We start from the raw sequence: 14151 nt of genomic DNA, 5'->3' as shown, positions 1-14151 counted from the left end.
CATCATGTCTGTTGTTGATCCCGGCAGCGTTACCGTTGCACCCACGCCGATGACCCCGTTCCAGGAATTCTGGCACTACTTTAAACGTAACAAAGGCGCCGTTGTGGGCCTGGTCTACATCATCATTGTATTGCTGTGCGCTATCTTTGCCGATGTACTGGCCCCGCATGCACCTGCTGAGCAGTTCCGCGATGCGCTGCTGCATCCGCCGGTCTGGCAGGAAGGCGGTAACTGGAGCTACATCCTGGGCACCGACGACGTGGGCCGCGATGTGCTGTCGCGTCTGATGTATGGTGCGCGCCTGTCACTGCTGGTGGGCTGTCTGGTCGTGGTGCTGTCACTGATTTTCGGCGTGATATTTGGCCTGCTGGCCGGTTATCTCGGCGGCGTGGTCGATGCCATCATCATGCGTGTAGTCGATATCATGCTGGCGCTGCCAAGTCTGCTGCTGGCGCTGGTGCTGGTCGCCATCTTTGGCCCCTCAATCGTCAACGCCTCCATCGCGCTGACCTTTGTGGCACTGCCGCACTATATCCGTCTGACCCGCGCGGCGGTGCTGGTCGAAGTGAACCGCGACTATGTCACCGCTTCCGGCGTGGCCGGTGCGGGTATGCTGCGCCAGATGTTCGTGAATATTCTGCCTAACTGCCTTGCACCGCTTATCGTGCAGGCGTCATTAGGTTTCTCCAACGCCATTCTCGATATGGCGGCGTTGGGCTTTCTCGGTATGGGTGCGCAACCGCCAACGCCGGAGTGGGGCACCATGCTCTCCGACGTTCTGCAGTATGCGCAAAGTGCCTGGTGGGTAGTGACCTTCCCTGGATTGGTCATTCTGCTTACCGTGCTGGCATTTAACCTGATGGGCGATGGTTTGCGTGATGCCCTCGACCCGAAACTCAAGCAGTAAAGAGGCACCGAGATGGCGTTATTAAATGTAGACAAACTATCGGTGCATTTCGGCGACGATAAAGCACCGTTCCGTGCGGTTGACCGCATCAGTTATCAGGTAGAGCAGGGCCAGGTTGTGGGTATCGTGGGCGAGTCTGGCTCCGGTAAATCAGTCAGTTCGCTGGCGATCATGGGGCTGATCGATTTCCCCGGCAAAGTGATGGCTGAGAAGCTGGAGTTCAACCAGCGCGACCTGCAACACATCTCCGAACGCGAGCGCCGCCAGCTGGTGGGTGCAGAAGTGGCGATGATTTTTCAGGACCCGATGACCAGCCTGAATCCCTGCTACACCGTGGGTTTCCAGATTATGGAAGCGATCAAGGTGCATCAGGGCGGCAATAAACGCACGCGGCGTCAGCGGGCAATCGACCTGCTGAATCAGGTCGGTATTCCCGATCCTGCGTCACGTCTCGATGTCTATCCGCACCAGCTGTCGGGCGGCATGAGCCAGCGTGTGATGATTGCGATGGCGATCGCCTGCCGGCCAAAGCTGCTCATCGCCGATGAGCCGACCACAGCGCTCGACGTGACTATCCAGGCACAGATCATCGAACTGCTGCTGGAGTTACAGCGGCAGGAGAACATGGCGCTGATTCTGATTACGCACGATCTGGCGTTAGTGGCAGAAGCGGCTCACCACATTATCGTGATGTATGCCGGTCAGGTGGTGGAGAGCGGGAAAGCGACCGATATTTTCAAAGCGCCGCGCCATCCCTATACGCAGGCGCTGCTGCGCGCGTTGCCAGAGTTTGCGGCGGATAAAGCGCGTCTGGCCTCGCTGCCGGGCGTCGTGCCGGGCAAGTATGATCGCCCGGTTGGCTGTCTGCTGAATCCACGCTGCCCTTATGCGACTGACCTTTGTCGTCAGGAAGAACCTGAACTGCGCACTATTCCAGGACGCCAGTCCAAGTGTCACTATCCGCTGGACGATGCCGGGAGACCCACTTATGAGTCATGAAATTAAGAAAGATCAGTTTCTGTTACAGGCGATTGATCTGAAGAAGCACTACCCGGTGAAGAAGGGACTGTTTGGTCAGGAGCGTCTGGTCAAGGCACTTGATGGCGTCTCTTTTAATCTGGAACGCGGTAAAACGCTGGCAGTGGTTGGCGAGTCAGGCTGTGGTAAATCCACGCTGGGCCGACTGCTGACCATGATTGAAACCCCGACCGAAGGGCAGCTCTACTGGCACGGTCAGGATCTGCTGAAACATGATCCTCAGGCGCAGAAGCTGCGTCGTCAGAAGATCCAGATCGTGTTCCAGAATCCGTATGGCTCACTCAATCCGCGTAAAAAAGTGAGCCAGATTCTGGAAGAGCCATTGGTGATCAATACCACGCTTACCAAAGCGGAACGTCGCGAGAAGACGCTGGAGATGATGGCGAAAGTCGGCCTGAAAACTGAACATTATGACCGCTATCCACACATGTTCTCCGGTGGACAGCGCCAGCGTATCGCGATTGCGCGCGGGCTGATGCTCGATCCGGACGTGCTGATTGCTGATGAGCCGGTTTCGGCGCTCGACGTGTCGGTGCGTGCTCAGGTGCTGAACCTGATGATGGATCTGCAGCAGGATATGGGCCTCTCATACGTCTTTATCTCGCACGATTTATCCGTGGTAGAACACATAGCCGATGAGGTGATGGTGATGTACCTCGGCCGTTGCGTAGAAAAGGGCAGCAAAGAGGCGATTTTCGCCAATCCGCGCCATCCTTATACTCAGGCTTTGCTGTCAGCGACGCCGCGTCTTAATCCTGACGACCGTCGTGAGCGTATTAAGCTGACCGGCGAGCTGCCAAGCCCGCTGAATCCGCCACCAGGCTGCGCCTTTAATGCACGCTGCCATCGGCGTTTCAGCACCTGTGTACAGCTGCAGCCAAAGTTGAAAAACTATGGCGGGCAGGAAATTGCCTGCTTCGCGGTTGATCAGGATGAGAATCAGCCGGTTGGGGTGGCAGAAAACGTCAGCTGAGCAATCACCTTGCCTCCAGCCGAAGGCTCCTTTCTGGAGCCTTTTTTTATCTCAATTCAGTGGCAAGCCGCACCGCTGGCGGTTCCACACTCATATTCTGATTATTTCCCTCCTGTTTTCTTTACCACTTTTAACCTGTTTTTTTCTGGTGATATTTTCAGCGGAAAAAGATAAATGCCATCAATCCCTCATGGTGGCGAGCGGCTTTTTGCTGCACCTGAAATGGCCTTGTCGCTGTTAAATACGCTGTGTGGTATGAGTCCTTCTGGCTGGGCCATTCGTTGCCACAGCGGCTATTTCCGAAAAATTTTAAAAAAAAGCCAGACAATTTAACTTAAATTTAGCTTATTAATAATCAGGGGTTGTGCGCTGAGAATGGCTTTTAGTCGGCAGGGTTTAATCTTTATGATTAAACTATTTTATTGAATTTGCTCTTTTTGTAATCAGTTTTTTCTGACTGACATTCGAGGGATGTGTTATATTCCAGGAAAATTCTCACCTTGTTGCAGGCCACGGTCAATGAAGAATAATTACGATGATTTGCAGCGTTTTAAAGAGAAAACGCAAACGCTCGACATCGACTTTAAAGATATGTCTGGCCAGACGCAGGAAGCGGCGGAACACAGTAAATGGGCATTGATTCGTCAGCTGGCGAAAGAAGAACAGCAGGCGCCATTGGGTAGCGGTCAGCGTATCGACCTGCCTCAGCCTCAGCCGCTGCGCGGTGATGAGTTCACGGCTCCTCCGCCTGAGGCACCGGCACGACCAGCCACGCTAAGTGCCCAACCGACAATGGCCGTTCACAGTTCGATTCTCGATAGTCTGACAGGCAGCAACCTGCCAGCAGCCAGTATGGCTGAACGTGGCTCTTCGTCACTGTTTCCGCCACCGCCGCCACTAAAAGTGGCTGAGCCTGCGGCTGTATTGCGTGCTGAGCCAGCCCGTCATGCTACGGCGGCGGAGCGTCAGCCTGTTGTTACGCCCGCTGCACCCCATGCTGAGCCGGGACGGTTTGGCCCGCTGTTCCGCTCACGCGATGTGACTCTGCCGAAAGAAACCTTGCTCAAACCGTTACTGGAGAAGATTGCGTTATGCCGTTAGTTTGTGTGTGCTCGCCGAAGGGAGGCGTGGGAAAAACGACGCTGGCGGCGAATCTGGCCTGGAGTCTGGCACGTTCCGGTAGCAAAGTTCTGGCGATTGATTTTGATGTGCAGAATGCATTGCGTCTGCACTTTGGTGTGCCACTTCATGATGGCCGTGGATTTGTGGCGCGCTCAGAAGAGCAGGCGGACTGGAGCCAGTCAATCCTCACCACCGGCGGCAATATCTTTGTCCTGCCTTATGGCGACGTGACGGAGACACAGCGCGAGCGGTTCGAAGAGAACCTGATGAAAGATCCTCACTTTATTAAGCGCGGTCTGGATACGGTGCTGAACTATCCCGGTCTGGTTATTGTGGCTGATTTTCCGCCTGGTCCCGGTCCTGCCCTTAAAGCAATGACGGCGCTGGCCGATATGCATTTAGTGGTGATGTTAGCAGATACCGCGTCAGTGTCGTTATTACCGCAGATTGAAGAAAACCGGATGACCGGTAAACCGCTGAATAATAAGCAGGGTCACTATTTTATCCTGAACCAGTGCGACAACCGCCGGAATATTAATCGCGATGTCACCGCATTTATGCAGCAGCGTCTGGGCGATAACTTACTGGGCGTGGTTCACCGTGATGAAAGCGTGGGTGAAGCCAATGCTTCCCAACAGTCTGTTTATGATTTCAGCCCGGCTTCGGCAGCGGCATTTGATATTGAACTGATCGCGAAACGTGTCAGCAGTATTTTAAATATCACCGTGGGTAATGGCGAAGTTCAGGCTCCCATCCGCACAAACCACTATTAGCCGGCTGCTGCAGGCGACTAACTAACACAGCTCTTCTCAGGGTGAATCATGAGTAAAATCGGGTTTTACCTGCTGCTGCTGGTGCTTGCACCCGTTGCCGCGGTGATCATTATTACGCCAATGGACAGCCAGAAACAGTATATTTTTGGTCTGATCAGCATTGGCATGATGTTTTTATTGGGTTTCAGCAAGAGCCGCAAAATAACTGTGGTGATGGTGATTCTCTCTGCCTTGATGTCCAGCCGCTATATCTGGTGGCGCACTACTGAGACGCTGCACTTTAATTCCGAAGTTGAGGCTATTTTAGGGATTGGCTTATATCTGGCGGAGCTTTACGTCTGGCTGATCTTAATTCTCGGCTTCCTGCAAACCACGTGGCCCTTAAAACGCACGATTGAACCTTTGCCAGACGATACCAGTCTGTGGCCGACGGTTGATATTTATGTGCCTTCCTATAATGAAAGTCTGGATGTGGTGCGCGACACTGTACTGGCCGCGCAATGTATCGACTACCCGCGTGACAAACTTAAAGTTTATCTGCTGGATGATGGTAAGCGCAGCGAATTTGCCCGCTTTGCGGCAGATGTCGGGGTAGGGTACATCACCCGCGACGACAACAAACATGCTAAAGCGGGTAACCTCAACCATGCGATGAAGATCACCAAAGGTGAGCTGATTTGCATCTTTGACTGCGACCACGTGGCGACCCGTACCTTTCTGCAGGCAACGGTGGGACCGTTTCTGAAAGATCCGAAGCTGGCGCTGCTGCAGACACCACACTATTTCTATTCTCCCGATCCCTTTGAGCGTAACCTGCGCGCCGCGCGCAGCATTCCAAACGAAGGCTCACTCTTTTATGGCCCGGTTCAGCAGGGTAACGACAACTGGAACGCCACCTTCTTCTGTGGCTCCTGTGCGGTGATCCGTCGTTCAGCGCTGGAAGAGATTGGCGGCTTTGCTGTTGAAACTGTCACCGAAGATGCGCATACCGCTCTGAAAATGCAGCGCCTGGGCTGGGGCTCCGCCTTTCTGGCCATTCCGCTGGCTGCCGGTCTGGCAACCGAGCGTCTGGGCCTGCATATCATTCAGCGTACCCGCTGGGCGCGCGGCATGACGCAGATTTTCCGCGTTGATAACCCGCTGTTTGGTCGTGGCCTGAAATGGCAGCAGCGTCTTTGCTACCTTAATGCCATGCTGCACTTCCAGTTTGGTCTGCCACGCGTTGCCTTCCTGACTGCGCCGCTGGCCTATCTGCTGTTTAACCTGAATATTATTCATTCCTCGGCGTCGCTGATCTTCGCCTACGTGCTGCCGCACCTGGTCATGTCGCTCTATGTTAACTCCCGCATGAATGGCCGTTTCCGTTACACCTTCTGGGGTGAGATTTATGAAACGGTGATGTGCTTCCATCTGGTGATCCCGACCCTCCTGACCCTGCTGTCGCCAAAACATGGGAAGTTTAACGTCACCGATAAAGGCGGCGTGCTGGATCAGGGGTTCTTCGATTTCCATATCGTGCGTCCGCACGTGATTGTGGCGCTGCTGCTGGGCATCGGAATTGTGGCGGGTGTAGTGCGTGCCGTGATGCATGACTACTTTGGCGTCGATCCTTATGTCATCGCACTCAACGTTGGCTGGGCGATCTTCAGCCTGATCATTCTGATGGCGGCGATTGCCGTGGCGCGCGAAACCAAACAGGTGCGTAAAACTATCCGCGTAGATGTGCAAATCCCGGCGATTATTCATTACGCCAGCGGCATTTCATCACGCACCCAGACCAGCAACCTTTCGATGGGCGGTGCGCAACTCGACGCGCCAGATGGACGCCATGAAACGGATGAGATTGAAGAGATTGATCTGATGCTGAAATCCGGCGCCATCACCATTCCGGTCAGTAAGATTTCCGGTGATGAGGAGAGTATCCGGCTGCGCTTTGAGGCGATGCCGCTGGCGCGTCGCCGCGAACTGGTCCGTGTGGTACTGGCGCGTGCGGATGCCTGGATTCAGCCGGAGTATAAGCAGGACAACCCACTGATTTCGCTGGGCACCATTATCCGTACCGTATTTGAGCTGTTCTGGCTGACCTGGAAGGGCCGCCACGATAAACGTAAAAATGTCGATCCGGTGGCTGCGGCGGCGAAAGAGGATGGCGTGGCATGAAGATCCTGACGCAAACTTTGCTGGCCAGTTTACTGACCGCAGCGTTATGGCTGACGCCCGCTGGCGCGGAAACGCCGGCAGTTGTTGATAACAGCAGCAGTGCCCCGTTAAACAGTCCTGCGCCGACGCCGTATGGTGCCGTTTCTGCTATGCAGCCAGCCGATGCAGCAGCCAGTGCGCCGGTAAACAGTTCAGCGCCGACACCGCCTGATGCCGTTTCTGCTTCGCAGCCAGCTAATGCAGCGGGCAGTGCGCCAGTGACAAATCAGGCGCCGGTCAGTGATGCCGCGCCTGCGGCACCGATGAATAATAGTGCCACGCCGACAGCCGGTTCAGCCCAGGTGACGGCCCCGGTCAGCGGTGGCGAGTCTGCCACGCAGTCAGTGCCATCAGCGGCCCCGGCTACCCAGGCCACAGAATCGGCTTCGGCTTCTGCGCCACAGAGTGCCGCACCGGATGCGACACCAGCAGCCACGACCCCATCCTATGCACCCGCTGGTGATACAACATCAGCATCTCAGGCGTCAGCGACCGGTGAGGCTTCTGCGCCGGCCGCCGCACCCGTGACGAGCACCGGTGCCGTGACCCAGGACAGCAGCGCGCTGTCCGCGGTGCCACTGCCACAGGGACTGAGCAACGCCGATCCGGCGCTGGAAGCGGCTGCCAGTGCGCTGCCCTACGCGCCAGGCCAGGCGACGATGCCGGTTGCAGAACCGCAGCTGCCGATTACCGCAGCCATCAATCAGCCCATCAGCAGCACGATCTCAGTGGCTCAGATGGGCCAGTCACGTGGCATTACGTTGACCGGCGGCCAGTTACAGTCGGGCATCACCTTTACCCTGCCCAGCGATGAAGTCATTACCAATGCACGACTGAATCTGACGCTGCGCGTCTCTGCCGCCCTGGCCGCACGCAATACGTCGCTGCAGTTGATGCTGAATGGTCAGCCACTCGGCACACTGCCGCTGGGAGCCACTGACAGCGACGTCAGTGACTATGAGCTGGATGTTCCCGCGGCGATGGTGGTGTCGAGCAACAACCTGAGTTTTAAAATTAACGATGCGGACAAATTGCTGTGTGAGAAAGAGAGCGCGCAGCAGTACCAGGTCACCATTCTGCCGAAGACCTCGCTGCACCTTGAGGGGCAGCAGCTTAATATCGGTACCAGTCTGCGCAATTTTCCGCGTCCCTTCCTGGATCCTCAGCGGATGACGGCGTCCACTATCACGATGGGCTTTGCCAGTAACCTCTCACCCGATGCGGTCAGCGCGGCGGCACTGGTCGCTTCCTGGCTCGGTATTCAGAGTGATTATCGTGGCATCCGCTTCCCGGTAGTACGCGGCGAACTGCCGGAAAACAACGGTATCCTGTTTGGTCATCCTGGCGATCGGATCGGTACCCTGACGTTCCCGGCCAGTAATGGCCCGATGTTGCAGGTGGTGGATAATCCCAACAACCCGGTTTACAAATTGCTGCTGGTGAGTGGCAACAATGAAGAGCAGTTGCGTCAGGCAGCGAACCGGCTGACGACGCAGCCATTCGCGACCGATGAGAGCCAGCTGCAGGTTCCTGTACAGACCATTGGCAACCGCAAACCTTACGATGCACCACGCTGGATTAACACCGACCGACCGGTACGTCTGAGCGAACTGCTGCGTAAGGATCAGAGTCTGACCAGCAGTGGCATCTGGCATGATGCGCTACGCGTTAACTTCCGCGCTGCACCTGACCTGTTCCTGTGGGATGGAAAAACGGTGCCGGTCAACCTGCACTATCGTTTCCCGTCGGAAAGCTGGATTGATGAGGACAACTCGTTTCTCAACGTCATGCTTAACGGTACGTTCCTGCGCAACCTGACGGTGAATAAAGTCGGGCTGCTGGAAAACGTCTGGCATCGTTTAGGCGGTGACGCGCGTCAGGAGCAGTATCAGCTGAATCTCGAACCCTATCTGATTTATGGCGACAACCAGCTTGCACTCTACTTCAATATTAAACCGCGAGCCGATGCGCCCTGCGGTGTACTCCTGAACAACAACATTAAGAGCCGGATTGAAGAGGACTCATGGATCGATCTGAGCCATACCCGTCACTTCAGCATGCTGCCAAACCTCTCTTACTTTGTGGGTGCCTCGTTCCCGTTCTCGCGTCTGGCCGATTTCGGCCAGACCACGCTCCTGCTGCCGGAAACGCCCAGCAATGCCGAGCTATCGACGTTGCTGGATCTGGCGGCGCGTGCCGGTAACGCTACGGGGGTGGCACTGACGCAGAATCAGGTGCTGTTTGGTCTGCCCAACGGCGGCACCAACATGGCGCGCTTACAACAGAGCGATCTGCTGGCGGTCAGTACGACCGGCAACAGCGCCTTTAATCAGGCGATGCTGGCAGCATCACCGTATGACGCCACGAGCAGCACTTTTGGTGTGAAAGAGCCCGATACGCTGGAAAAATTACGCGGCTGGCTGACGGGCGACTGGAGTCTCCAGCAGCTGGATGCCGACCGTTATTTCTCCTCCAACGAGGCGTGGCGAGGCTTCCTCAGCTACCGATCGCCGTGGAATCGCGATCGGCTGGTGGTGATGACGGTGGCAACCAGCGACGATCAGCTGCTGCGACTGCATAACGACTTGAGTTCGGCGCAGATTAACGCCGGAATTCGGGGCGATACCGCGATTATTACCGATGAAAACGGTATTCGCAGTTTCCGCGTCGGGGCGCAATTCCCCAGCGGCGAAATGCCCTGGTACATGATGGTGGTGTGGTATGCCAACCAGCATTCGGTGCTGCTGGCGCTGGCGGCGATGCTGCTCTCTGCGCTGGTGGGCAGTGCGGCCTGGGTGATGCTGAAGCGTCATGCGTGGCGGCGTCTGAACCCAAAGCAAGATCGTGATTCCGGCAGGAAGTAAGGATAATAATAATGAAAAATAATCTGTTGAGTGCCGGTATTCGTAAGGCGTTGCTGCTGGGCAGCGCGCTGGCTCTGTCACCGCCGCTTCTGGCGGCGGAAAGCACCAATCCGGCGCTGCAGGCGCTGTTCGATCAGGCCTCTTACTGGCATCAGAAAGCGCATGATGATCTGGCGAAAGCCTCGCTGCAAAAGGTGCTGATGGTTGAACCCGGCAATACCCAGGCACTTTATCTGCTGGCACTTTATTCACAGCAGGGCGGCGATAATGCCGCCGCGGCGCAGTATCGCGCCCGGCTTAGTCAGGTCTCTCCCAACGATCCGCACCTCGGCGAACTGGACAGTGCACGCCAGCTGCAGACCATTCCACAGGCGCAGCTTTCGTTGGCGCGTCAGCAAGCGCGCAGCGGCAATATTCCGGCGGCGTTACAGACCTGGCGCAATACCTTTAGCGGCAATGAGCCACCACCCAGCGTCGCGGCAGAATATTATCTCACTATGGCGGGTGACCGGACGCTGCTGCCGCAGGCGGTTGAGGCGCTGCGCCAGTTTGCGGCTCAGCACCCGCAGGATACGGGGGCGAAGCTGGCGCTGGGTAAGGCGCTGACTTATCAGGAACAGACCCGTCGCGAAGGCATTGAGATGCTGAGCGCGCTGGCGAGTGGTAATCAGGATGCCGATCGCTCACTGCGTCAGGCACTGCTGTGGCTTGGCCCTCAGCCGTCAGATGCGGCACTCTATCAGACCTGGCAGCAGCGTCACCCGCAGGACTCAGCGGTAATCGACTACTACCGTAAAAATGTCGGTGGCGCAGAAAAAGGGGCCGGATTCAGCGCGCTGAACAGCGGTGACGTTGGTGGAGCGCAGGCCAGTTTTGAAAAAGTGCTGGGCGCCAATCCGCAGGATGCTGATGCGTTAGCGGGTATGGGCTATGTGGCCGAGCGTGCCGGACATTATCAGGAAGCGGCAGATTATCTGCAGCGCGCTGCACAGCTCGGCGGCGATCAGGGTGCTTCACGTCAGCAACAGGCGGACGATGCGCGCTTTTATGCACAACTGGCCAGCGCCCAGCAGGCGCTAAAAAGCGGGGACACTGCGCAGGCGCTGACCTTAAGTGAACCGCTGGTGCAGGCTGACGGTGAGAAAGGGCTGGCCGCCAGGCTGTTCCGCGCCGACGTGCTGCGCCGCACCAATCAACCGCAGCAGGCAGAGCAAATTTACCGCAGCATTCTGCAAAGCGATGCGAATAACCGCAGCGCCAAAGAAGGACTCTTCTACGTTCTGCGTCAGCAGAATCGGAATGCCGAAGCCAGTACGCTGCTGGGCGCGCTGCCGGACAGCGTGCGTCAGAGCGTTACGCCACGGGCCAATGAAGCCGATGCGTTGCGTCAGCAGGCGAAGCGTCAGCTTGCCGCTGGCAACAACGCCGCGGCCATCGCGACGTTGCAGCAGGGCGTTCAGCGCTATCCCTCGGATGGCTGGCTGCGGCTCGATTTAGCGCGGCTTTATCGTCAGCAGGGCGATACGCTGCTGGCGGCCAACGTAATGCAACCGGTGATGCGCAACGGGGCCAGCACCAGCGAGCTGTATGCTGGTGCGCTCAATGCCAGCGAAAGCGGCGGCTGGCAGCAGGCCAGCGCCTTGCTGGCGCGCATTCCCGCTAATGCTAAAACGGCGGCGATGCGTGAACTGGCGCAGCGGGTGAATTTTAATCTGCAGATGAGCACCGCCGATCAATACCTGGCACAGGGCGCGACGGCAGCAGCAGCCAATACCCTGAAAGCGCTCGCGGTCACGCCACCGACCAATCCGGTTGATGCCGGAAACCTGGCGCAGAAGCTGGCGCAGGCGGGCGATCTCACCAGCGCCGTTTCGGTGGTGCAGGCTAACCTGCAGCGCGGCGTGCAGGGCAATGCTGGCGATTATGCTGCACAGATGGCAGTGCTGAATCAGGCGGGTCTCGGCAGTGAGGCGCAGCGCTTCCTCAGTAACCCGGAACTGCAGGCGCGCAGTACGCCGACGCAGCTGGCGGGTATTCGCAACGGCTATCTCATTAACGAAGTGGATCGCCTGCGGCAGCAGCGCCAGTACGCGGTGGCGTATGACAAGCTGATTGGCGCACTACAGCAGGATCCGCAGAACCGTGATCTGATGTTTGCGATGGCCCGTCTTTACCAGGACGGCAAGATGAACCGGGATGCGGGTGTGGTCTATGACTACCTGATGACCCAGGATACACCGACGCAGGATGCGCGCGTCGGGGCCATCAACGTCGCGCTGGCGCAGAACAATCTACAACGCGCTAACGAGCTGAGTCGCGGCCTCAACACCACCACGCAGACGCCGGATCGACTGCTGCTGCTGGCGCGAGTCGCGGAAGCCAATGGCGACCATTCGCAGGCGATGGCATATCTGCGTTCAGCACGCGGGCAGCTGATTGGCCTGCAGGGTGCACAGCCTGGCAGCGTGCCGAGCGTGGGCGGCCTGGCGCTGGCGGATAATCCGTTTATCAACCGTAATACCTCACCAGTGGGACGTTCGCCGTCCAGCTACGGCACTGTGCTGCCCTGGCAGGCGGCACCTGTGGGCATTGCAACGGGCGTCACAGCGCAGGGCGATCTGGCCGCGGGCAGCGAAACCGTCTCTCATCAGTCACAGGTTCTGCACGACGTCGATACCATGATGGATTCGCTTCAGGAGAAAACCGGCACCTGGAGTCAGGGCATGGTGCAGGTGCGGGGGCGTGATGGCGAGTCAGGCCTCAGTAAGCTGACAGAAGCCAAAGCGCCGCTGACCTTCTCAACCGTGCCGTTTGAAACGGCGCGTCTCGACTTTACCGCCACGCCGGTCTCACTCACGGCGGGTAGTGGCGCAGCCGATGCCTGGCGTCGTTTCGGCACCAATGCACTGAGTCAGGGCCGGGTTGTCGCCGCAGGCGGTGCGACGGTGAATGATCTGCCGAACGGCGTTACCGATTCGCAAACCGCCTCTGGCGTGGAGCTGAATCTGGCACTGAAGGGCGACAGTTATAAAGTGGACATTGGCAGCACGCCACTGGGCCAGGATCTCAGTACACTGGTCGGTGGCGTGCAGTGGTCACCGAAACTCACTGACTTCCTGACGCTGATCCTCACCGGTGAGCGTCGTGCGATTACTGATAGCCTGCTCTCCTACGTCGGCGCAGAAGATAAAACCAGCGGCAAACGCTGGGGACGCGTCACGAAGAACGGCGCGAACGCCCTGTTAAGCTATGACAATGGCGATGCAGGCTTCTATGCTGGCGCGGGCGCGTACAGCTACCTTGGCGAGAATGTCGCCAGCAATAACAGTCTGCAGGCAACCGCTGGCGCTTATGTCCGTCCGTTCCACAGTGACGATCGCGAGCTGAAAGTAGGCATGAGCCTGTCGTGGATGGATTTCTCGAAAAACCTCAGCTACTTCAGTTACGGTCAGGGCGGCTACTTCAGCCCGCAGAACTACGCGTCGGTCTCATTCCCGATAGAGTTCTCACGTAAATTTGATGATCTCAACGTGAATATTGGCGGTGCGGCTGGTTATCAGACCTACAGTCAGGATAAGAGCGCGTACTTCCCTGCAAATGCCAGCCTGCAATCTGAGCTGGAAGCCCTTGCCGCCAGAGGCAGTGTAAAAGACGCTTACTATTCTGGTAGCAGCAAAAACGGCATTGGCTACAACCTGCACGCCGGGGCGGACTACAAACTCAACAAAGATGTGACGATTGGCGGCCAGCTGGGCTATGACACCTTTGGTGACTACAACGAAAGCAGCGCGCAGCTCTATGTCCGTTATCTGTTTGGAGAGAAGTAATGAGTGAACATTCTGGCGTATCACATCCTCATCAGCCGGGCTGGTTTGACCTGGTCAGCGTGATGATTGACGGGATGGTGGCCAACGCGGGTGAGCAGGAGGCGGAGGCCTTTCTTTATAAAATGGGTGAATCACTGGCGACCCGCTATCCTTTGCCAGCGTCACGCACCGTGCAGGATCTGGAGCGCGAGGCCAACTTACAGCTGGCGCGATTTAACTGGGGCTTTGTGCAGCTTCAGCCGGAAGAGACGGCGCTGCTGATGACGTATCACGCCTTACCGGCTGGCGACAATACCCATTCTCTGGCTGACTGGCAGGCAGTATTTGGCGCAGTCATAGCCGGACTGTTTTCAGGCTGGTTACAGGGCCAGGGCGGCAGCAGGATTGTGCCGGTTACGCTTGAACTCAACGATGGCAGCACGCTGCACTATCGATATCAATAGGATCG

The 14151-nt window shown here is 57.2% G+C and carries 9 protein-coding genes; all 9 read left to right on the top strand.

Annotation, left to right across the window (positions count from 1 at the left end; all coding sequences use genetic code 11):
* The first annotated feature begins 4 nt into the window (after nt 1-4).
* Nucleotides 5-907: a dipeptide ABC transporter permease DppC gene (gene dppC, locus IAI47_RS18640; protein WP_003851999.1), complete on the top strand. Its 903-nt coding sequence runs from the start codon at nt 5-7 to the stop codon at nt 905-907.
* A gap of 12 nt (nt 908-919) precedes the next feature.
* Nucleotides 920-1906: a dipeptide ABC transporter ATP-binding protein gene (dppD, locus tag IAI47_RS18635; protein WP_003851998.1), complete on the top strand. Its 987-nt coding sequence runs from the start codon at nt 920-922 to the stop codon at nt 1904-1906.
* Nucleotides 1896-2918, top strand: coding sequence for a dipeptide ABC transporter ATP-binding subunit DppF (gene dppF, locus IAI47_RS18630; RefSeq protein WP_008926414.1), 1023 nt, complete (start codon nt 1896-1898; stop codon nt 2916-2918). The genes dppD and dppF overlap by 11 nt, the downstream gene beginning before the upstream one ends.
* A gap of 519 nt (nt 2919-3437) precedes the next feature.
* Nucleotides 3438-4019 carry a cellulose biosynthesis protein BcsO gene (bcsO, locus tag IAI47_RS18625; protein ID WP_008926416.1) on the top strand — a complete coding sequence of 194 codons (582 nt, stop codon included), beginning with the start codon at nt 3438-3440 and terminating at the stop codon, nt 4017-4019.
* Nucleotides 4010-4813 carry a cellulose biosynthesis protein BcsQ gene (gene bcsQ, locus IAI47_RS18620; protein WP_008926417.1) on the top strand — a complete coding sequence of 268 codons (804 nt, stop codon included), beginning with the start codon at nt 4010-4012 and terminating at the stop codon, nt 4811-4813. The genes bcsO and bcsQ overlap by 10 nt, the downstream gene beginning before the upstream one ends.
* 48 nt (nt 4814-4861) lie before the next feature.
* A complete protein-coding gene (bcsA, locus tag IAI47_RS18615; RefSeq protein WP_003851993.1) occupies nt 4862-6973 on the top strand; it encodes a UDP-forming cellulose synthase catalytic subunit in 2112 nt (703 codons plus the stop codon).
* Nucleotides 6970-9876: a cellulose biosynthesis cyclic di-GMP-binding regulatory protein BcsB gene (gene bcsB, locus IAI47_RS18610; protein ID WP_003851992.1), complete on the top strand. Its 2907-nt coding sequence runs from the start codon at nt 6970-6972 to the stop codon at nt 9874-9876. Before bcsA ends, bcsB begins: the two co-directional genes overlap by 4 nt.
* 11 nt (nt 9877-9887) lie before the next feature.
* Complete coding sequence (locus IAI47_RS18605; RefSeq protein WP_003851991.1) at nt 9888-13703, top strand: cellulose biosynthesis protein BcsC; 3816 nt, start codon at nt 9888-9890, stop codon at nt 13701-13703.
* On the top strand, nt 13703-14146 hold the full coding sequence (bcsD, locus tag IAI47_RS18600) for a cellulose biosynthesis protein BcsD (protein ID WP_008926419.1): 444 nt from the start codon (nt 13703-13705) through the stop codon (nt 14144-14146). The genes IAI47_RS18605 and bcsD overlap by 1 nt, the downstream gene beginning before the upstream one ends.
* The last annotated feature ends 5 nt before the right edge of the window (nt 14147-14151 follow it).

Source organism: Pantoea sp. MT58 (assembly GCF_014495885.1).
Lineage (GTDB): Bacteria > Pseudomonadota > Gammaproteobacteria > Enterobacterales > Enterobacteriaceae > Pantoea > Pantoea eucalypti.
The sequence above is the reverse complement of the archived record's forward strand: the minus strand, read 5'-3'. Positions and strand labels throughout refer to the sequence as shown.